The following is a 19,132-nucleotide window of genomic DNA, read 5'->3' on the forward strand; positions in this document are numbered from 1 at the left end:
AGCCAAGAACGAGCCTCAGGCGTAGGTGTTGACCTGCGTGCCGACGCTGCCCTCTTGTGCCAGGCTTGGCTGAGCGCCGGTGTCAGCAGATGCCAATACTTCGGTGATTTGCTCGGCTTGAACGTCCAGCGCTTCGCGGAACATTTGCATCTGCGCTTGCTCAGCGGTTTGCGCCTGATTCATATACAGCGCCGTACTGACTGCATTGCTTGCAGCTACATCCATACTGCACCTCAGTCTATTGAATGACACTCTTAGCGTAGCAAACCCACACCACTGGGGCCACGTTTGTCGCTTGTCATTGTGTTACGAAATGAGACAAGCCGTTTAAAATCGATCTGCACGGAACGGCGTCATGTCGATGGCGGTTGGCTTCTGTTCCATCATGTCGGCAAGCAGCTGACCGGTCGCAGGGCCTAGTGTAAAGCCCTGGTGACCGTGGCCGAACGCGAGCCAGAGGCCGGGATGACGCGGCGCTGGGCCAATCACCGGCTTCATGTCTGGCAAACACGGGCGTGCGCCTTTCCAGGCGGCACTGTCCTTGCGCTCACCTAATGGAAAAATCGTCCGCGCAACGTTTTCAGCGGCACCCAGCTGCTCTTCATCGGCCGGCGATTCTAAGCGATCCAATTCAGCCCCGGTGGTCAGCCGTACGCCTGCATTCATGGGTGCCAGCAAATAGCCAATCTCGGCATCCATCAGCCAATAATTCAATGTCGCCCCTGGCTGGGTCGCGTAGTGCATGTGATAGCCGCGCTTCACAAACGTCGGGAAGTGATAACCCAGCGGCTTCATCCATTGCCCCGCCCAAGGCCCGAGCGCCATGACCACTTCATCGGCTTCGAACGTCGATTCCTGGGTCGTCACGCGCCAGCGCTCATCGATTTGAGTGACGCCCGTAATATCCGCCTGCACTAAGTTTCCGCCCATGGCCTCAAAAGAGGCGGCATAGGCGGCCACCAATCCACCCGGATCGGCGACCGTCCATGGGTCGAGCCAATGAATAGCACCAATGATCTTATCGCCCAGTTGGGGCTCCTTTTCACTCAACGCAGCGCGATCGAGCACGCTGAATTCGACGCCATAAAGCTCGCGCGCTTCCTCGGCCTCCTTGACGCGTTTGGCAAGCTTATCCTGGGTACGATAGATCTCCAGCCAACCCTCTTTGCGCACCAAATGCTCTGCCCCCGATGCTTCGATCATGGGTCCATGCGCCTCTAAACAGAGCTGAATCAACGAGGCGTACTCAGGCACGATTTTTTTATACAGCCGTGATGAGGAGTGGTGCCAATAGCTCAATAGCGGTGACGCCGCATTGACCATTCCAGCGGGACGATAACGGATATCGACACGGCGGTTTGGCAGTACGCTCAAGATAGTCTTCATATCACGAGGAAAGGGGTAAGGCCTCACCGCTTCACGCTGAATGATACCGGCGTTGCCAAACGAGGTTTCTCGTCCAGGCTGACGACGGTCCACCAGCGTTACTTGATAGCCACGTTTTTGTAGCTGCCAAGCAACACTGACACCCACCATACCTGCCCCCAACACCACCGTTTGACGCGCCATTTTGATGCACTCCTATCGCTCTAAAAATCAATTCGCCTCATGCCGCCAGCAGCACGGATAACGTATTGAAAAATATCACCAATCAAAGCGCTTTTGCATAGTCACAAACACTGTTTTAACTCATTTTTTTAGTTTTTTATCTCGCATAAAGCGTAATAAAGGATGACTTTGCTAGCCACGGCATAACATTTGCTTAATGATCATTAGGCCCGTTTTGTTAGATCCAACGTTTCGCTGCGCAGCAGGCCGAACGCTGCATTTACAGGCAGCATCTCGCGATTCCCTGCACCAATTAAGTGCCTGCATTGCACCCAATCAACACAAGGAACACACCCATGATCGATAGCTTTGACACCACTCTGATCGACACGCTTTGGGTGCTTTGGGCGGCCGCGTTGGTATTCGTGATGCAAGCCGGGTTTCTCTGCCTGGAGGCAGGCACCACACGAACGAAAAACGCCATCAACGTCGCTATGAAAAACCTAGCGGATTTTGCCATTGCCGTCAGCGTTTTCTGGCTAGCCGGCTTTGGCATGATGTTTGGCGCCTCTCAAGCGGGATGGTTGGGCAGCTCGCTGTTTGGTTGGCAGCTCGAATCGACCGACACCTGGCTAATGACCGTTTTCATCTTCCAAGCGATGTTTTGTGCCACCGCCGCGACCATCGTGGCCGGCGCCGTCGCTGAACGAATGCCGTTCCTCGGCTATTTATGGACCGCGTTTTGGATTGCGCTCTTGATTTACCCCGTTTTTGGCCACTGGGCCTGGGGCGGCTTGTTAGGAGGCGCGCCGGGATGGCTGGCGTCGCTTGGATTCATCGATTTTGCCGGTGCGACCGTGGTTCACAGCGTTGGCGGCTGGGTGGCACTCGCGGCGGTACTGGTCATCGGCCCCCGCCGGGGACGTTTTCAAGTCGATAAGCCACCCACTGCATTTCCAGCAGGTAATTTGCCACTGGCAATGCTTGGGGCGCTGTTCATGGTACTTGGCTGGTTTGGCTTCAATGGTGGAAGCACGCTCGCTCTGGATGGCTCGGTGCCTGGAATTATTGCCAATACCGTGCTGGGCGCCGTGGGGGGCATTTTATCGGCCATGCTAGTGGGCTGGCGGGTTCGGCGCTATGCCGATGTGATGTACGCTATCAATGGCGCCATTGCTGGCTTGGTGGCAGTCACGGCAGGTGCCCATGTGCTCTCATTGACCACGGCATTTCTCATGGGCGGCGTGAGCGGTGTGCTCATGGTGCTGGCCAACGAATGGCTGTTGAAGAAGCAGATCGATGACGCGGTGGGCGCGATTCCTGCGCATTTGGTCAGCGGCATCTGGGGCACGCTTGCCCTACCATGGCTGGCTGACCTCTCTCTCCTCGATCACCCCCTCGGTCGCGCCGATCAGTTCGGTATTCAGCTATTGGGTGTGGCGGCCTGCGGTGTGTGGAGTTTTGGGATTGCATGGCTGCTGTTTAGCATCACTCGCCGCTTCCTGCCTTTGCGTGTCTCGAAAAACGCGGAAAAAATGGGGCTCAACCTTGCAGAGCATGGCGCCAAAAACGAGCTGCATCAGCTGCTCGAGCACATGCGTCAACATGAACGGCAGGGGGACATGCACCAGCGCATCGAGGCAGACCCGTTCACCGAGGTAGGTGAAATCGCCGCTAGTTATAATCGCGTCTCGGCAGCGCTGGAACGTGCAGTCGGACACACCCAGGTCATGCTGCGTAACCTTCGTGATGGCGTCGTTACCTGGCAAGCCGACGGCACGCTGACGGGACTGAACCCAGGCGCAGAAGCACTGTTTGGCGTGGAGGCGAAGCAGTGGGTCGGGCGTCCTGTCAACACGCTACTGCCCAATAAGCTGCTCACGCCTGGCGCAAAGCATGAAATCAAACTGCGTCTGCATGACCAGCAAGTCCGCTATTTAGAGATCCAAGTAAGTGAAGGCGCTGCGGGCTCTGTTTCTGAGTGCTCGGGCATGGTCCGGGACATCACCGAGCGTAAACAGCTTCAAGAACAGTTGAACCGGGAGCGAGATTTGGCACGCACCACGCTAGCGTCTATAGGCGATGGTGTCATCACGTGCGATGCCAGCGGCAGTGTGACTTTTCTTAATGCCGAGGCAGAACGGCTCACGGGGTGGACACTTGCTGACGCCACCAACAAACCGATTCAGACAATCTACTCACTTCGTGATGAGCTAAGCGACGAGCCCATCAGCAATCCGGCGCGGCAGGTACTCACCCAGCATCGGGCCGTGCACTTCAGTGAACACTGCCAGCTGCTGCACCGCAACGGCAAACGTTTTCCCATACAGCATAGCGCCGCGCCCATTCGTTCTCGAGGCGGCATCACGCTGGGCGCAGTAGTGGTGTTTCAAGACGTCAGTGTGACACGGCAACTCTCGGAGCAGCTCAATTATCAAGCAACCCACGACAACCTCACGGGGCTAATGAACCGGCGAGCCTTTGAGGCACTGCTGACCAAATTGCTCGCCCAGGAAGAGGAGTACCATCATGTGCTCTGCTACTTGGACCTGGACCAATTCAAGATCGTCAACGACACCTGCGGCCATTTGGCAGGCGATGAACTACTTCGTCAGGTCTCCATGAAGCTGAAAGCCCACGTGCGCCACAGTGATACCGTGGCTCGATTGGGCGGGGATGAATTTGCCCTGGTGTTGCCCCACTGCCCACTGGACAAAGCCAAGATCATTGGTGAGGCGGTTCGCCGAGATATCGAGCACTTTCGCTTTGCATGGCAAGGACATACCTTCGGTATTGGCGTGAGCATCGGCTTGGTCACGATCACCTCGGAAAATCCCATGCGCTTGTCGGACACGCTGCACGCAGCAGACGCCGCCTGCTATACCGCCAAAGAGGCGGGCCGAAACCGCCTTCACTGCTATCAACCCGACGACCATGCACTATTAGAGCGCCATGGCGAACTGCAGTGGGTTCAACGTCTGCAAAATGCCCTGGATAACGACACGTTTCGGCTATTCGCACAACCCATCAGCGCGGTATGCGGCCAAGGCCCAGGTTATCGAGAGATTCTGCTACGCCTGGAGGAAAGCGGTACTCTCATTGCTCCCGGCAGTTTCCTGCCGGCGGCAGAGCGCTACCATTTCATGCCGCGTATCGATCGCTGGGTGATTCGCAATACGCTTGCCTGGCTCGGCGATCGTCATCGCTGCGCAGATGGCCAAAGCGTGGGCCACTGGGGAATCAACGTATCGGGAGACTCTCTATCGGACAGCGATTTTTGCCAAGAGCTGATTCAGCAAGTGCGCCGGGCCAATCTTCCTGAAGGCACGCTGTGTTTTGAGATCACCGAAAGCGCTGCGATTGCGCAGCTCTCGAAAGTAAGCGAATTAATTCAGTCACTGAAATCGTTGGGCTGCCGTTTTGCCCTCGATGACTTCGGCACCGGGCTATCATCGTTTAGCTACTTGAAGCAGCTTTCCGTCGACTATCTCAAAATCGATGGCAACTTCATTCGTAACATTCACCATGATCCCATCGACCGCGCGATGGTAGAAGCGATTCATGCCGTCGGCAAAGCCCTGCATATCGATACGGTCGCCGAATACGTCGAGAATCCATCGACGTTAGACATGTTGCATTCGCTGGGGATCGATTATGCGCAGGGATACTTATTGGGAAAACCAGAGCCCATCACCGCTGCCGCCAATGGACGTATTAAAGTCATGCCGCGATAAGAAAACGGGGTAAGAGATAATAAGAAAATAAAACAACTTAGGGAGGGATTAAACAAAAAAAGAATAAAAGAAAAGTCAGGTTAATGGGGTGGATGATGGGGATCGAACCCACGACCACCGGAGCCACAATCCGGGGCTCTACCACTGAGCTACATCCACCACAACCTGTAAACCGTTCGCTAATTGCCAATGGGGTGGATGATGGGGATCGAACCCACGACCACCGGAGCCACAATCCGGGGCTCTACCACTGAGCTACATCCACCACTGACAAAAGCAAGCTTGAAAATATCCAACTGGAAACAAACACAGAGAAGTATTTGATTGGCACGCCCAGCAGGACTCGAACCCGCAACCTACGGCTTAGAAGGCCGTTGCTCTATCCGGTTGAGCTATGGGCGCACATGATGTATCCAGAGAATACGGATGAGCACTTGACCACAACCAAAGTTTGGAGAAGCAGATTAACACCTTCCGTGCTAGGTACATGGTCGGGATGGAGGGATTCGAACCCCCGACATCCTGCTCCCAAAGCAGGCGCGCTACCAGACTGCGCTACATCCCGATTACTTACCTTAGACGTTGCTGCGTGTCCCGTCTCAAGCGAGGCATATATTACTATTTCTAATTTTAAAGTCAACACTTAAAGTGATTGATTCGATAGGCGCTTTGCCTTGTCGCCCTACCATGCGAAAATTACTCCCACTTTAAAGCGCGTCCTGTGACTGCGCGTGTCGTTTGCTTCGCTTTCCAACCTCATAGGGATTTCACTACATGACCGCCCAACTCATCGATGGTAAAGCCATCGCCGCTAATGTCCGTCAACGCGTGGCCGAGAAAATTGCGGCACGCCAGCAAACCGGCGCTCGCGCCCCCGGACTAGCCGTTGTTGTGGTCGGTGAAGACCCCGCCTCACATGTGTATGTCAACAACAAGCATCGTGCTTGCGAACAGGCGGGTATCCTCTCTTTTCAACACGCTCTTCCTGCCGATACGACGCAAGAGGCATTAGAAGCGCTGGTTGATCAGCTCAATGCAGACGCCACGGTAGATGGCATTCTGGTACAGCTCCCCTTGCCAGACCATTTGGATGCTCGCCCCATTCTCGAGCGTATCCGTCCGGATAAAGACGTCGATGGTTTTCATCCCTATAACTTGGGCAGGCTGGCGCAGCGCCTTCCTTCTCTGCGCCCCTGCACGCCCAAGGGCATCATGACCATGCTGGCGCAAAGTGGCATCGCCGTGCGCGGCATGGATGCCACCATCGTAGGCGCTTCAAACATCGTCGGGCGGCCAATGGCGTTGGAACTGATGCTAGCGGGCTGCACTACGACAGTATGCCACCGCTTTACCCAAGACTTGGCCAGCCATGTCAGTCGCGCCGACTTGGTCGTGGTGGCGGTGGGCAAACCGGGGATCGTCAAGGGTGAATGGATCAAACCCGGCGCCGTAGTCATCGATGTAGGTATCAATCGTCAGGAAGATGGCACACTGGTGGGTGATGTCGATTTTACGGCGGCGGCCGAGCGCGCCAGCCACATTACGCCGGTGCCGGGAGGCGTTGGCCCGATGACGGTCGCCACCCTGCTTGAGAATACGCTGGAAGCCGCCGAGCATCACGATCAGGCGTCTTGAAGAACGCCCCTCACCGAATACTCATTCGCACCATGATGGAGAAGCCCGTGCAACGCATTGGAATTATTGGCGCTATGGCGCAAGAAGTGAAGCTTCTAGCGGGACAGCTCGAGAACGCAGAACGCTACGAACATGCCGGGTTCGTCTTTCATACCGGCACGCGACATGGCCTCGACATCGTCATTCTGCAGTCGGGTATCGGCAAAGTGAACGCCGCCGTCGGCACGGCGATTCTGTTGGAGCGTCATCAACCGGACGCCATCATCAACACCGGCTCGGCAGGCGGTTTTGCCACCGACCTAGCCATTGGCGATGTCATCATTTCCGATGAAGTCCGCCATCACGATGTGGATGCAGTGGTCTTTGGCTACGAAATTGGCCAGGTGCCGGGCATGCCACCGGCGTACCATGCCGACAAGCGCCTGCGTGACATCGCTCGTGGTGCCATTGCCGCCCTGGGAGAAGTCAACGTGCGCGAGGGCATGATTGCGACGGGCGATGCGTTTATGGCCGACCCTGAGCGGGTGGCCGCCACGCGCGCGCAGTTCCCTACCATGCTCGCCGTCGAAATGGAGGGCGCCGCCATTGCCCAGACGTGCTATCTCTACGACTGCCCGTTCGTGGTCATTCGCGCCCTTTCCGACATTCCCGGAAGCGGCGATAACCACCTCTCTTTCGAGCAGTTCCTCGATATGGCCGCCGACCACTCTTCCCGCATGGTAGATCACATGTTGCTGGCATTAGGCGGTCAGTAAATCCTACGCGCTCGTGGAGTCACCGCCACGATCAAAAAAACGGAGCCTCATTGGCTCCGTTTTTTATGACGAACTCACACGCTTATGGTTACTTTTTCATCGCCCAGGCAAGTGTTTCACCTGCCAGTAACGGCACGATGGTTTGACCAGACGCATAGGGATAGCTCGCCGGCAGTGTCCACTCGCGCCGCTCAAGCGTAATGGCGTCTGCGTTCGGCGAAAGGCCATAAAAACGCGGGCCGTTAAGACTCGCAAAGGCCTCCAGCTTATCCAGCGCCTGCATCTCCTCGAAGGCCGTCGCATAAAGCTCGATGGCGGCAGGCGCCGTATAAGCACCGGCACAGCCGCAGCTCGACTCTTTGTCACCCTTTGCATGGGGAGCACTATCGGTGCCCAGGAAGAATTTGGGGCTACCGCTGGTGGCGGCTTTCAACAAAGCCTGTCGATGCTGTTCGCGCTTGAGGATGGGAAGGCAGTAATAGTGAGGGCGAATACCGCCTGCCAGCATTTTATTGCGATTGAAGAGCAAGTGGTGGGCAGTAATCGTGGCGGCTACGTTGTCAGACGCGCTGGCGACGAACTCCGCAGCCTGCTGCGTGGTGATGTGCTCGAACACCACTTTCAGTTCGGGGTGTCGCGCCAGCAACGGCTTCATGACACGCTCGATGAACACCGCTTCCCGATCGAAGATATCGATCTCGTGGTCGGTGACCTCGCCATGTACCAGTAGCGGCATACCCAGCTTTGCCATCATGGCAATGGTGGCATCGCAGTGGGCAATGTCCGTCACTCCCGAGGCAGAGTTGGTCGTGGCCCCTGCCGGATAAAGCTTCACGGCTTTGACGATGCCACTCTCGACGGCACGCTCTATCTCCTCGGGCGGTGTCGTATCCGTGAGGTAGAGCACCATCAGCGGCTCAAAAGTACTGCCTTCGGGTAGCGCGGCCAAGATGCGTTCGCGGTAAGCTACTGCCTGCTCTGTCGTGGTCACCGGTGGCTTTAGGTTCGGCATGATGATCGCACGACCCATTTGCGCAGCGGTATGTCCCACCACGGCATTGAGCGCCTCGTCATCACGTAAATGCAGGTGCCAGTCATCAGGGCGGGTCAGGGTAATAGCGTCCACGGCAAATCCTATTGGTCTTGGGTGAAGGGGGCTGCGAGCTGCCACAGTATACCCAATACGCCGATCGGATAAATCCGTGCGTGACCCCCACAGGTCCGCGCAAGTGTCGTATCATGGCGGCACGCTGTAAGATCAAGGATTCGGTTGTTTATGCAGAACGTACGTCGCTATGCGGATTTCATCGCCAGCTTGGAAGGTTTGGCGTGGCTGGGACTCGCATGGTCCATCTCCTTTTCGATGCATCGACAAAGCACCGAGCCAACGCTTGCGGTGCTGTTCATCGTGGCTACGCTGGTACTCTTTAGCTGGGCACATCGCCCGATGCGCTACTTGCTGCGACGCTATCACATTCGCAAGCGCCGAACCGATATGTGGATCCACACGCTCGCTCTGCCGCTTTTGCTGGCCATGTTTTTTCATATCATGCTGGAGGCGCTACTAGGTTCGGCTTGGCTGCCTCCCAAAATGCTGCTGTTCAATCTATTAGCGTCTGCCGGCTGGATGACCTTTGTCATGACCCTCTTCATCAAATTCGTCATTCATAGTGTCAAAACATCGAGCAAATAAGCCAACCCATGCCCACTGCCCTACCCTTACCGCTCTCTACACCCAATCGAAACCTGGTTCGGCTCACCATCGTTAGGGGAATTACCTGGACGGGTTTTTTGATGGCGATCATTGTCGGCATCGAGCTACTCGCTTTCGACCTTCCCGTCACCGCCGTTGTGAGCGTCGTGATCGCAATGGGGCTGCTGAACATTGCCACATGGTGGCGTTTGGGGCGCCCCAAAGCCGTTGGCCACGGTGAGTACTTGTCTCACTTGCTGGCCGATATTGCCGGGCTCACCCTGCTGTTTTACTTTTCGGGCGGTTCTACGAATCCGTTCATTACGTACTACTTGGTGCCCGTGACCATTGCAGCCGCAACGCTGCCCTGGCGCCACGCCTGGATCATTGCGGCCTGCGCCATGGGTGGTTACAGCTTCTTGATGTTTGACTACCACCCCATTCCACAGCTGGGTCATATCAGTAGCGAAGGTCCGCTCAGCCTGCACATCCTGGGCATGTGGCTCAACTTCGGGCTGTCGGCTGGGCTTGTCACGTTTTTTATCTATAAAATGGCTCACGCGCTGCGCAGCCGCGATAAAGCCCTCTCCCGCACGCGGGAAGCCGCTCTGCGTAACGAACAAGTGCTGGCCGTTGCCACACAAGCGGCGGGCACGGCCCACGAACTTGGCACCCCGCTGTCGACGATGGCGGTGCTGCTCAAAGAGATGCAGGCCGACGCAGCAAAAGGCAGCGCGCTGGAGGAGGATATCGCGCTCTTGCGACAGCAGGTCGATATCTGCAAATCGCGTTTGCAGCACCTTGTCACCAATGCCGATCGTCGCCGCATGGCCGAACCAGAAGTGCTGGATGCCGAAGTGTGGCTTGCTGGGGTGGTGCAGCGTTGGCTGGTGATTCGACCCGACGTGAGCCATCGCTTCGATGTGGCCGAACGGCGCGGCCGCCCCTGGCTCGCCGTGGATGCGACGCTCGACCAAGCGCTGACCAATTTATTGAACAATGCTGCAGACGCCAATCCAGAACACATCGCCATACGCTTGGATTGGCAAGATGAGAGCGTCATTATCGATATCCGTGACCACGGCCCAGGGGTGGCCATGTCGATTGCGGACCAGCTAGGCGACACGTTCGTCTCGACCAAAAGTAAAGGAATGGGCATCGGCCTGTTCCTCACGCACGCCACGATCAACCGCTTCGGCGGAGGCGTGAGCCTCTATAACCATCCCGAGGGTGGAACGTTGACCGAGGTCACCCTGCCGCGCTGCTCAGCACCCAGTTAAGCTGAGACAGCAGCGATTCAGACTAACGAGGGTAGTATGCAGAACCAAGAGCAGCGTCTGCTAATCGTCGATGACGATGAAATGTTTTGTCACGTATTGAGCCGTGCCCTGGCCCGGCGAGGCTTTGACGTCAAGGTGGCACACGATGCCGATCAAGCGCTGAGCATCGCGTCGCACTTCATGCCCACCATGGCTACACTGGATTTGAAGCTAGAACATAGCTCTGGACTCAAGCTGTTACCCGACCTCCTCTCCACTGTGCCTGGCTGTCGTATCGTGGTGCTGACCGGCTACTCGAGCATTGCCACGGCAGTCGAAGCCATCAAGCTGGGCGCCATCAATTATCTATGCAAACCAGCGGATGCGGATGATGTGATGGCGGCCTTCGAACACCCCGACGCCGACCCCAACGTCGAGCTGGCAGATAATCCACCCTCCATCAACCGAATCACCTGGGAGCATATTCAAAAAGTGCTGCAGGAACACGATGGCAATATCTCGGCCACCGCCCGCGCGCTGGGCATGCACCGACGCACCCTTCAGAGAAAGCTACAAAAACGACCGGTACGTCGCTAAGCAACATCGCCTGCCACCTTTGGTGGCAGGCGAGTCGGCTGGCTCAGTGAGCGGTCCAACCAAGATCGATGTTCCAGCTCGCACCGGTGACTGCGCCCGCCGCATCCGACGTGAGGTAAGCCACTAGTTGAGCCACTTCGGAAGGCTCGATTAGCCGCTTGACCGCCGCATTCTTGAGCATGATCTTCTCGATGACTTCTTGCTCGTCCATTCCATGCAGCTTGGCCTGATCGGCAATTTGGTTGTCGACCAAGGGTGTTTTCACGTAAGCGGGGCAAATGGCATTGGCCGTAATACCCTGCTCACCCCCCTCCAGTGCGGCTGTCTTGGTCAAGCCGATCATGCCGTGCTTCGCGCTGATGTACGCCGCCTTGCCCGGTGACGCCACTTGGGCATGGATCGAGGCAATGTTGACCACGCGACCCCAGCCTTTCTCGCGCATGTAGGGCCACGCCGCTTGGGTGAGCAGGAAAGGGGCCGTCAGCATCAAATCGATGATTTGACGCCACTTCTCTTCAGGGAAGGTCTCGATGGACGCGACATGCTGAATACCGGCGTTGTTGACGAGAATGTCCACGCCGCCAAACCGCTTGACCGCATCGGCAATCGCGCCTCGACACGCGTCAGGACCGGTGAGATCCGCTTGATAAAACGCGGCGCCAGCTGCTTCTGCAATCTCTTTACCAGCGGGGTTGAAGTCGACGGCCAGTACTTGATGCCCCTGCTCACAAAAATGTCGAACGACGGCCTCACCAATACCGCTGCTCGTCCCTGTCACCACGGCAACCCGCGGTGTTGAAGCTGTTGAAGATGACATTCAGGCTTCCTTTTTTGACGTACATGGGAATGAAGAAATAAACGTTCATGAGTATAGGAGCAGCCAACCGCTTCTGCCTACTCGGCCAATGAGGTCGCGTCCGGCTCCGCCAACAACTGCTGCATCATACGCTGCGCAAGTCGCGCCGTTTCCTGCAAGGAGTCTAGGTCGCTCAAGTCATCCAATATCTTTCTCTTGTATAGCTCGATCCCGGACGTCAAGCGTTCTAGTTCCAAGGCATAGCGGCCGGATGGCAGCACCAACACGCCTTCTGAGGGCAGCGGCGCCTGCAGCGTGGCCTGTTCAGGCAATGCGACCAACCACAGCTCGCAGGGGGTGATCAGAGCTCCCGCCATGACACTGGCGCCGCTGATGCGCGTCTCCAAATGCTGGAAGCAGAGCGCATCCACCCCCAACCTCGGGTTGAAATGGGACTGCTGTCTTAGTGATGTCCAGTGTTCGTCACGATAGCACTGGGCCAGCTCGGCTAAATAACCGTACTCATGCGGCGCCAACGTCTGCATGGATTCTCCTTGATGGATGGCTCATTGTGACGCTTTATGGCACGCGTAGCGTGGTGCTATTGGCGAAAGCCTGCGCCCTACGCCACAATGTGCGCTGATTGCTCACTCAACTACCAATTCGCCCCTATCGTAAAGGAGCCACCTTATGTTCGTGGTCATTTTTGGGCGCATGTCGTGCCCTTTTTGCGTTCGCGCCAAGCATCTCGCCGAACACTTGGAAAACAGTGGGAAGATCGAGGGTTACCGCTATGTCGACATGCCCTCCGAGGGCGTCACCAAAGAGGATATCGCTAAAACAGCGGGTAAACCGATCCACACCGTGCCACAAATCTTCGTCGACCAGCAGCACGTGGGCGGCTTTACCGAATTCGATCAATTTGTTCGCGACAAACAGTTGCTGGCCTCTTAGCGGGCGTTAAATTCGCCGTTAAAGCCCGTTGAACCTACGAACTCCTTGCTTGCCTATACTGACCACTCAGTTAACCGTTGACTCACGGACGTCTTTAGGCGGCGAGGAACCCCCATGCAACGCGAGGAGTTTGTACAACAGCTATGGCTGGACTATGTCCATACCCACCCCGACATCGGCGGCCTGCGGCTATGGCCACTCCACACCGCAGCGGAATATCTGACGCTGGTCACCCTGAATTACGGCCCGTTCGCAATGCATGCCTTGAGCCTGCCGCTATCACGCATGGGGTATCGTTCGGTCGGGCACTATGCCATGGCAGACAAAGGCTTGCTGATCCACTTGATGGCACCAAGTGACGACAGCAGTTGGCTGGTGCTCGCCGAGCTACAAATCGGCACGCTGTCAAAAGTGCCTCGCGAAGCGTTAACCTCGCTCGTGCATCAAAGCCACCCCGCCGACTGCAAAGGTCACAACCTGCTTTGCCGTGGCCGCCCTTGGCCGATGCCTTCTTGGGAGCTCTATCAGCAGTTACAAAACGCGCACCCACTGGCCGCCTGGCTTGCCGTCATGGGCCCTCGCTTGCATCATGCGGGTTTCGATTGTTACCGGATGCACGCGTCGATCGACACACTGAGCGAGCAGTTAGAAAACGCCGGTATGCCGCCGCTCAGCGGTCAGCAAAATGGCGTTTTCTCTGTGTCCAATTTACTCGAGCACCGTTTTTACCCGGCAACGCCACAGAAAATGGTCTTCCGCGATGGAGACGAACACCGCTTGTGCCTGGGTGGATTAGCCCTGACCCAAAAACAAGTCAACGATGCCCATGAGCGGGTGGCGGAGATCTTGCTGCCTTTTCACACTCGCTGCGAAATGGCGTGAGCCACCAGCCCACGCCCTCCGCCTAACGGTCGTGCTTATTCATCGAAAGTCATTTCGGGGACGTGGTCCGGCACGATGAGTTTGCCTGCGGTTTTCTCGACAATCTCTTCGACGCTCACCCCTGGCGCACGCTCTTTAAGGATGAACGCGCCATCCTTGATCTCCAGGTAAGCCAGATCGGTCAAGACCCGATTGATACAACCCGCTCCTGTCAGCGGCAGGTTGCACTTTTCGAGCAGCTTGGATTCGCCATGTTTGGAAGCGTGGGTCATGGTGCAAATGATGTTGTCGGCCCCGGCGACGAGATCCATCGCGCCCCCCATGCCTTTGATCAATTTGCCAGGGATCATCCAAGAGGCAATGTTACCTTCTTGGTCGACTTCGAACGCACCCAGCACGGTCAAATCCACATGACCACCGCGAATCATGGCAAACGACTCAGCGGAGGAGAAAATCGCCGCGCCAGGGCGAGCGGTAACGGTCTGTTTACCGGCATTGATCATATCCGGGTCGACTTCCTCCTCGGTAGGAAACCGCCCCATACCTAGCAGCCCATTTTCAGACTGCAACATCACATCCATGCCATCAGGAATGTAGTTGGCAACCAGAGTGGGAATACCGATACCCAAGTTGACGTAGAAGCCGTCCTGCAGTTCACGCGCGACGCGCTGGGCCATTTGTTCACGAGTTAAAGCCATGGTGCCACCTCTTGTCTTAGTAAGGAGTTGATTGTGGACGTTGATACGCTCAGCTACGGACGGTGCGCTTCTCGATACGCTTTTCGAACGTGCCTTGAATGATGCGATCGACATAGATACCCGGCGTATGAATCTGGCTTGGCTCCAGCTCTCCGGGTTCCACAATCTCCTCTACTTCGACAACGGTAATTTTGCCTGCCGTCGCCGCCATGGGATTAAAGTTCTGCGCAGTATGACGATACATGACGTTGCCATAGCGGTCGGCCTTCCAACCTTTGACGATCGCGAAATCGCCTTTGATGGCCTCTTCCAAAATGTAGTGACGACCATCGAATACGCGCACTTCCTTGCCTTCACCAATGGGCGTGCCGTAACCAGTCGCGGTATAAAACGCGGGAATACCTGCACCGCCTGCGCGCATTTTCTCTGCAAGCGTTCCTTGAGGCGTCAATACCACTTCGATTTCGTTGTTCAGCATCTGCTGTTCAAACATCGCGTTTTCGCCCACGTAAGAGGCGATGATCTTGCTGATTTGGCGGTCTTCTAGCAGTACGCCCAAACCAAACCCATCTACACCACAGTTATTGGAAACCACCGTAAGGTCCTTGACTCCGCGACGCTTGATCTCCGCGATCAGGTTTTCAGGAATCCCACACAGACCAAAGCCACCGGCAATCACGGTCATACCGCTTTCGATGCCTTCCATTGCTTCCTCGTAAGAAGCCACACGCTTATCGAATCCTGCCATTGTTATGCCTCACGTTGTTGTTGAGAACGTATCGGTGTTGGACGCTCGTTAAAGTAGTGTAAGCAGCGTTTGCTGGCGTGTCGCGCTATCGCCAGTGTTGTCCTAGATGATATATTTGTTAAGTTTGTTTTTCTTATCAATTCATTTTAATAACTTATAAAGAGATACCATGACCGTCAAACAGCTTCGCGCTTTTTTGGCCGTGGCACAAACGCTGAGTTTTACCCAGGCCTGCGAGCGCCTGCATCTTTCACAACCCGCGCTGAGCCTTGCCATCAAAGGCTTGGAGGACTCCCTAGGCGGCAAGTTGCTCATCCGCAGCACACGGAGCGTACGATTGACCCCGGAGGGTGAGTCGCTTCTACCACTGGCCAAGCACTTGCTGGCGCAATGGGACAATACCGAAGAGCGCCTGCGCCAACGCTTTACGCTCCAGCTTGGGCGGCTCAGTGTAGCGGCCATGCCCTCCTTCGCCAGTAATTTGCTTCCTAGCGCGCTCGTCAAATTTCGTCAGCAGTACCCCAAAATCAATGTCACCGTCCATGATGTCATCAATGAAGACGTCATGGAGATGGTGCGCTCTCGCCAGGTGGAAATTGGTATCGCTTTCTCGCCGGAGGGGTCGGCAGTTTGAACTTCACCCCTCTTTTTGAAGATCGCTTCGTGGCCGTGGTACCTCGTCACTCGCCGTTGGCCGAGTGCGACACGCTCTCTTGGGAGCAGCTGCTAGCGTACGACTTCATGACGCTGCAACGACCCTCCATGGTCAGACGGCTTTTAGAACAAGCACTCGGCAAACGCCAGATGGCGCTTCCAGTCGCCTTCGAGAGCCACCAGCTCTCCACCGTCGGCCGCATGGTCGCCGAGGGATTAGGCGTCAGCGCGGTACCATCAATGTGTATTCGACAAATGCAGGAGCTGGGCGCTCGCTGCGTGCCGCTGGTGGCGCCCAGTATCGCGTGTCGCGTGGGAATCCTCACTCAGGAAGAACTCTCCGTCGCCGCCCATGCGTTGCGCAGCGTTTTGCTGGATAACGTCAAAGCACCCTCGCTCTTTGCGCCCTTCTAACGTATTGATACAGTTATGCTGGGCAGCGTGACGCGGATCTATTAGCATTTGTCGTCAAGCGCGTGCGTAGCGACGCTAAACACGCTGTCAGATAGCTGTGAGGATCGTGGTATGCCAATCATCAAAGGGGGCGTTAGCATCGTGCTGCTAACGTTGAACACGCTGTTTTGGGGTGTTCCCCTGATTCTGTTGACGCTGCTGAAGGTCATCGTCCCTGGGCGGCGGCAAAAGGAGTGGCTCCTGAAAGGCCTCTGCGCCGTGGCGCTCAATTGGATCGGCGTTAACTTGTGGTGGATGCGACGCTGGCTGAAACCTAACGTGTCGATCAAGGTACCGGACACCTTGAGCCCAGAGCAGTGGTGGTTAGTGATCTCTAACCACCGGAGCTGGACGGACATTTTTATTCTGTTCATGGCATTGCACCGTCGGATCCCCATGCCCCGCTTCTTCCTCAAGCATCAGCTCATTTGGATTCCTATCGTGGGGCTCGCCTTTTGGGCGCTCGAGTTTCCTTTCATGCGTCGGTTTAGCCGAGAACAGATCGCGCGAAACCCCAAGCTCGCCACCGTCGACCGCGCCTCCACCGAACGGATGTGTCGTCAGGCGCGACATGCGCCCATTGCGATCTTCAATTTTGTCGAGGGCACCCGCTTCACCGTTGCCAAACGCGAAGCCCAACAGAGCCCTTTTCAGCACTTGCTGCGCCCTAAAGCCGGTGGCATTGCCCAAGTGCTGAGCCTGTTGGGGGATCAATTGGATGGTATTTTGGATGTCACCATCAGCTATACCCACCCTTCGCCTACTTTCATGGGCTTTTTATGCGGTAAAGAAGCCCCCATTACGCTTGAAGCTCGGCAGCTCGCCATTCCTGAGTGGATGCAGACTGCTAACTACCATGACGAACCGCAGCACAAGGAACGCTTCCACGCATGGATCAATTCACTCTGGCAGGAAAAAGATACCTTGCTAGACCGACTCAGCGACCACGACTAAGCCACTGGCTGACGATGTGCGTACTGGCAAGCATGTTGGCTGGCTGCGCCAGCTCCACACCCACGTCTAGCCAACGCGTGCCCGCGGCCAGCACGGCGAGTGCCATAGGCGGCAACTGGGTCGCCGTTAGGCGAGGCGATACGTTAGGTCAGCTAGCGGCACGAGCCAACGTGCCACTCGAAAGGCTCGAGCGCTTCAACCCTGGCGTCGACCCACGGCGTTTGGCCGTGGGCCAGCGTCTGCTGATTCCCACCCAACAAGAGCGCGCGCCCTCCGGTGGCCCTTACCGCTATCAAATTCGCCCTGGCGACACTTTTTCAGGCGTCGCTCGCCATTTTGGCACCACCTCCGGGCGCATCCAAAGTGCCAATCAGGGCACCTCGCCGACGGCGCTGCGAGTGGGTCAAATCATCAGCGTCCCGCTCAGCAGCACGGCTAGGCCCCCGTCTAGCAGCTCCAGTAGCCCCACACGGAACACTCGTTCTTCGAGCGCTTCCACGTCGACTTCTGCGCCAACCCCCAGCGCTAGTCTGCCGGCCTCTGCGCGCCGCTGGCCTTGGCCGCTAGAGGATTATCGCGTCGTGCGTCGCTTTGGCGCTGATAGCCGAGGCACTCTACAACCGATGCTACTCGCCACACAGGCAGGCGCACGTGCGAAAGCCGTGGCTCCAGGCGAAGTGCGTTTCGCAGACAGCATGCGCCAGTTGGGCGATGTCGTCATCGTGCATCACGCGGATAATTTGCAGACCGTCTACGCGCTTTGCGAGCAAATTCTGGTGCGTGTTGGCGACCAAGTGAGTACGGGTGACGAGCTCTGCGAGGTGGGGCAAAGTAACGCGACACAGCGTTATGACCTGCTGTTCGATTTGCGCCAGGGAGGCAAACCCATCGATCCACGCCAAGTATTGCGCTAACTCAGTATTGCGCTGCCAGGCGCGTCAGCGATACCTATTTATGACTTTCCTAGCGGCTACTTCTAAGCGAGCCGCTGGGAAAGTCTCGCTACTTGAGGGGCGTATTCGGATACGAAGAATCGTCACTATCGAGGACGGCCAGTTGCTGTCGGCCACGGCCCTCTTCGATGATACGTAGCCGTAGTGTGCCGCTATACAAGTCCTGTTTGACCAAACGGGTCCGTGCGCGCCAGCCACGGCTACGATATACCCCATCCAGTGTTTTAGCGGCGGCATGTATCTGTTCGAGCCCCAACGGCTGGTTTAACCAAGACGCCAGATGATGGGTCAGCTCTCCGGGTGAAATGAGACTCGCTCCTTCGATTTCGATGCGCTGAAAGACGGTTTGGAGGTCTCCGCCTTGAAGGAAAGCCTGAGGAGAGGCATCCAGCGACAAAACCGTCAACGAGACTTCCTCCTGCACAATGCGGTACAGGTCACCGCTATCTGTGGCAATTTGCGCTTGCGCCGAAAGTGTATACACGATGCCGCCCAGCACGAGCGCCGCCATCCACCCCAAACCGTACTGACTGACGTTTCTGAATAGTGGGGAAGGTCGACTTGGGTGTTCATCTGCAGCAAACACCGTATCGATATAAGAAGTGTCTTCGTGAGCCATGAGACCGTTAACCATTCGTTAGTGGAGATGAACGAGAAACTTCACGTGACGCTAGGGCAGGCAACTGATGGTGAATAGTCGGTAAGTGTCTAGCGCGTAAGCGAATTGTTGGTTCATCTCTCCACTGCTCGCAACCGCTTTTGTTACCATTGAGACACACTGCTTACAAATTGAGACGTTTTGCACAAAACGCTGGGATT

At 56.4% G+C, this 19,132-nt stretch carries 19 protein-coding genes, 4 tRNA genes and 1 pseudogene; 11 read left to right on the forward strand and 13 right to left on the reverse strand.

The genetic code is table 11. The annotated features are described in order from the left end of the window. Positions 1 to 15 precede the first annotated feature (15 nt). Complete coding sequence (locus CTT34_RS09600) at positions 16 to 225, reverse strand: putative motility protein (protein WP_159342234.1); 210 nt, start codon at positions 223 to 225, stop codon at positions 16 to 18. Between the two features lie 102 nt (positions 226 to 327). Beyond that, positions 328 to 1,569: an NAD(P)/FAD-dependent oxidoreductase gene (locus CTT34_RS09605; RefSeq protein ID WP_159342235.1), complete on the reverse strand. Its 1,242-nt coding sequence runs from the start codon at positions 1,567 to 1,569 to the stop codon at positions 328 to 330. A 335-nt stretch (positions 1,570 to 1,904) separates the two neighbouring features. On the opposite strand from CTT34_RS09605, the gene amt reads away from it, so the two are divergent. After that, positions 1,905 to 5,282 carry an ammonium transporter gene (gene amt / locus CTT34_RS09610; protein WP_159342236.1) on the forward strand — a complete coding sequence of 1,126 codons (3,378 nt, stop codon included), beginning with the start codon at positions 1,905 to 1,907 and terminating at the stop codon, positions 5,280 to 5,282. 84 nt (positions 5,283 to 5,366) lie between these two features. Here amt and CTT34_RS09615 read toward each other — a convergent pair. The 4 genes from CTT34_RS09615 to CTT34_RS09630 form a co-directional block, all read right to left on the reverse strand. Beyond that, positions 5,367 to 5,441, reverse strand: a tRNA-His gene (locus CTT34_RS09615). 31 nt (positions 5,442 to 5,472) lie between these two features. Then, positions 5,473 to 5,547, reverse strand: a tRNA-His gene (locus tag CTT34_RS09620). Positions 5,548 to 5,607: 60 nt separating this feature from the next. Further along, positions 5,608 to 5,684: transfer RNA gene (locus CTT34_RS09625), tRNA-Arg, on the reverse strand. A gap of 86 nt (positions 5,685 to 5,770) precedes the next feature. Continuing rightward, positions 5,771 to 5,847, reverse strand: a tRNA-Pro gene (locus CTT34_RS09630). Between the two features lie 209 nt (positions 5,848 to 6,056). Here CTT34_RS09630 and folD point away from each other — a divergent pair. Next, positions 6,057 to 6,917 carry a bifunctional methylenetetrahydrofolate dehydrogenase/methenyltetrahydrofolate cyclohydrolase FolD gene (gene folD / locus CTT34_RS09635; RefSeq protein WP_159342237.1) on the forward strand — a complete coding sequence of 287 codons (861 nt, stop codon included), beginning with the start codon at positions 6,057 to 6,059 and terminating at the stop codon, positions 6,915 to 6,917. 47 nt (positions 6,918 to 6,964) lie between these two features. Beyond that, a complete protein-coding gene (mtnN, locus tag CTT34_RS09640; RefSeq protein WP_159342238.1) occupies positions 6,965 to 7,672 on the forward strand; it encodes a 5'-methylthioadenosine/S-adenosylhomocysteine nucleosidase in 708 nt (235 codons plus the stop codon). A gap of 88 nt (positions 7,673 to 7,760) precedes the next feature. Here mtnN and pyrC read toward each other — a convergent pair whose 3' ends face one another. Further along, positions 7,761 to 8,798: a dihydroorotase gene (gene pyrC / locus CTT34_RS09645; RefSeq protein WP_159342239.1), complete on the reverse strand. Its 1,038-nt coding sequence runs from the start codon at positions 8,796 to 8,798 to the stop codon at positions 7,761 to 7,763. A 150-nt stretch (positions 8,799 to 8,948) separates the two neighbouring features. Between pyrC and CTT34_RS09650 the strand changes: the two genes are divergently transcribed. From CTT34_RS09650 to CTT34_RS09660, 3 genes are read left to right on the forward strand one after another with little or no spacing between them, the layout of a single operon-like run. Next, complete coding sequence (locus tag CTT34_RS09650; protein WP_159342240.1) at positions 8,949 to 9,365, forward strand: hypothetical protein; 417 nt, start codon at positions 8,949 to 8,951, stop codon at positions 9,363 to 9,365. Between the two features lie 8 nt (positions 9,366 to 9,373). Next, positions 9,374 to 10,645: an ATP-binding protein gene (locus tag CTT34_RS09655; protein ID WP_159342241.1), complete on the forward strand. Its 1,272-nt coding sequence runs from the start codon at positions 9,374 to 9,376 to the stop codon at positions 10,643 to 10,645. A gap of 36 nt (positions 10,646 to 10,681) precedes the next feature. Next, the gene (locus CTT34_RS09660; RefSeq protein ID WP_159342242.1) at positions 10,682 to 11,221 is read left to right on the forward strand and encodes a response regulator transcription factor; all 540 of its coding nucleotides are present in this window, start codon (positions 10,682 to 10,684) and stop codon (positions 11,219 to 11,221) included. 43 nt (positions 11,222 to 11,264) lie between these two features. On the opposite strand, the gene CTT34_RS09665 is transcribed toward CTT34_RS09660, so the two are convergent. Next, the gene (locus tag CTT34_RS09665) at positions 11,265 to 12,038 is read right to left on the reverse strand and encodes a 3-hydroxybutyrate dehydrogenase (protein WP_159342243.1); all 774 of its coding nucleotides are present in this window, start codon (positions 12,036 to 12,038) and stop codon (positions 11,265 to 11,267) included. Positions 12,039 to 12,115: 77 nt separating this feature from the next. Then, positions 12,116 to 12,562, reverse strand: coding sequence for a [NiFe]-hydrogenase assembly chaperone HybE (gene hybE / locus CTT34_RS09670; RefSeq protein ID WP_159342244.1), 447 nt, complete (start codon positions 12,560 to 12,562; stop codon positions 12,116 to 12,118). Between the two features lie 145 nt (positions 12,563 to 12,707). On the opposite strand from hybE, the gene CTT34_RS09675 reads away from it, so the two are divergent. Both CTT34_RS09675 and CTT34_RS09680 read left to right on the forward strand, forming a co-directional pair. Further along, positions 12,708 to 12,971 carry a GrxA family glutaredoxin gene (locus CTT34_RS09675; RefSeq protein WP_159342245.1) on the forward strand — a complete coding sequence of 88 codons (264 nt, stop codon included), beginning with the start codon at positions 12,708 to 12,710 and terminating at the stop codon, positions 12,969 to 12,971. A 114-nt stretch (positions 12,972 to 13,085) separates the two neighbouring features. After that, complete coding sequence (locus CTT34_RS09680) at positions 13,086 to 13,853, forward strand: VOC family protein (RefSeq protein WP_159342246.1); 768 nt, start codon at positions 13,086 to 13,088, stop codon at positions 13,851 to 13,853. 35 nt (positions 13,854 to 13,888) lie between these two features. On the opposite strand, the gene CTT34_RS09685 is transcribed toward CTT34_RS09680, so the two are convergent. Both CTT34_RS09685 and CTT34_RS09690 read right to left on the reverse strand, forming a co-directional pair. Continuing rightward, positions 13,889 to 14,551, reverse strand: coding sequence for a CoA transferase subunit B (locus CTT34_RS09685; protein WP_159342247.1), 663 nt, complete (start codon positions 14,549 to 14,551; stop codon positions 13,889 to 13,891). 49 nt (positions 14,552 to 14,600) lie between these two features. After that, the gene (locus CTT34_RS09690) at positions 14,601 to 15,299 is read right to left on the reverse strand and encodes a CoA transferase subunit A (RefSeq protein WP_159342248.1); all 699 of its coding nucleotides are present in this window, start codon (positions 15,297 to 15,299) and stop codon (positions 14,601 to 14,603) included. A 169-nt stretch (positions 15,300 to 15,468) separates the two neighbouring features. Here CTT34_RS09690 and CTT34_RS09695 point away from each other — a divergent pair. After that, positions 15,469 to 16,367 (forward strand): annotated as a pseudogene (locus CTT34_RS09695) (LysR family transcriptional regulator). Positions 16,368 to 16,478: 111 nt separating this feature from the next. After that, the gene (locus CTT34_RS09700; RefSeq protein WP_159342249.1) at positions 16,479 to 17,360 is read left to right on the forward strand and encodes an acyltransferase; all 882 of its coding nucleotides are present in this window, start codon (positions 16,479 to 16,481) and stop codon (positions 17,358 to 17,360) included. Here CTT34_RS09700 and CTT34_RS18590 read toward each other — a convergent pair. Then, the gene (locus CTT34_RS18590; RefSeq protein ID WP_285263369.1) at positions 17,344 to 17,475 is read right to left on the reverse strand and encodes a hypothetical protein; all 132 of its coding nucleotides are present in this window, start codon (positions 17,473 to 17,475) and stop codon (positions 17,344 to 17,346) included. The genes CTT34_RS09700 and CTT34_RS18590 overlap by 17 nt on opposite strands. Before the next feature lie 55 nt (positions 17,476 to 17,530). On the opposite strand from CTT34_RS18590, the gene CTT34_RS09705 reads away from it, so the two are divergent. After that, entirely contained in the window at positions 17,531 to 18,274 is a 744-nt protein-coding gene (locus CTT34_RS09705; RefSeq protein WP_254436362.1) for a peptidoglycan DD-metalloendopeptidase family protein, read from the forward strand. 88 nt (positions 18,275 to 18,362) lie between these two features. On the opposite strand, the gene CTT34_RS09710 is transcribed toward CTT34_RS09705, so the two are convergent. Beyond that, on the reverse strand, positions 18,363 to 18,932 hold the full coding sequence (locus tag CTT34_RS09710; RefSeq protein ID WP_159342251.1) for a POTRA domain-containing protein: 570 nt from the start codon (positions 18,930 to 18,932) through the stop codon (positions 18,363 to 18,365). Positions 18,933 to 19,132 lie beyond the last annotated feature (200 nt).

The sequence above is a fragment of the Halomonas meridiana genome, assembly GCF_009846525.1.
Taxonomy (GTDB): Bacteria; Pseudomonadota; Gammaproteobacteria; order Pseudomonadales; family Halomonadaceae; genus Vreelandella.

Coding starts and splice junctions, on each gene's coding strand:
- CTT34_RS09655 (WP_159342241.1), top strand. CDS start 9,374: ATGCCCACTGCCCTACCCTTACCGCTCTCTACACCCAATCGAAACCTG.
- CTT34_RS09690 (WP_159342248.1), bottom strand. CDS start 15,299: ATGGCAGGATTCGATAAGCGTGTGGCTTCTTACGAGGAAGCAATGGAA.
- CTT34_RS09710 (WP_159342251.1), bottom strand. CDS start 18,932: ATGGCTCACGAAGACACTTCTTATATCGATACGGTGTTTGCTGCAGAT.
- CTT34_RS09675 (WP_159342245.1), top strand. CDS start 12,708: ATGTTCGTGGTCATTTTTGGGCGCATGTCGTGCCCTTTTTGCGTTCGC.
- amt (WP_159342236.1), top strand. CDS start 1,905: ATGATCGATAGCTTTGACACCACTCTGATCGACACGCTTTGGGTGCTT.
- hybE (WP_159342244.1), bottom strand. CDS start 12,562: ATGCAGACGTTGGCGCCGCATGAGTACGGTTATTTAGCCGAGCTGGCC.
- folD (WP_159342237.1), top strand. CDS start 6,057: ATGACCGCCCAACTCATCGATGGTAAAGCCATCGCCGCTAATGTCCGT.
- CTT34_RS09665 (WP_159342243.1), bottom strand. CDS start 12,038: ATGTCATCTTCAACAGCTTCAACACCGCGGGTTGCCGTGGTGACAGGG.
- CTT34_RS09685 (WP_159342247.1), bottom strand. CDS start 14,551: ATGGCTTTAACTCGTGAACAAATGGCCCAGCGCGTCGCGCGTGAACTG.
- CTT34_RS09605 (WP_159342235.1), bottom strand. CDS start 1,569: ATGGCGCGTCAAACGGTGGTGTTGGGGGCAGGTATGGTGGGTGTCAGT.
- CTT34_RS09600 (WP_159342234.1), bottom strand. CDS start 225: ATGGATGTAGCTGCAAGCAATGCAGTCAGTACGGCGCTGTATATGAAT.
- CTT34_RS09660 (WP_159342242.1), top strand. CDS start 10,682: ATGCAGAACCAAGAGCAGCGTCTGCTAATCGTCGATGACGATGAAATG.
- CTT34_RS09700 (WP_159342249.1), top strand. CDS start 16,479: ATGCCAATCATCAAAGGGGGCGTTAGCATCGTGCTGCTAACGTTGAAC.
- CTT34_RS09680 (WP_159342246.1), top strand. CDS start 13,086: ATGCAACGCGAGGAGTTTGTACAACAGCTATGGCTGGACTATGTCCAT.
- CTT34_RS09650 (WP_159342240.1), top strand. CDS start 8,949: ATGCAGAACGTACGTCGCTATGCGGATTTCATCGCCAGCTTGGAAGGT.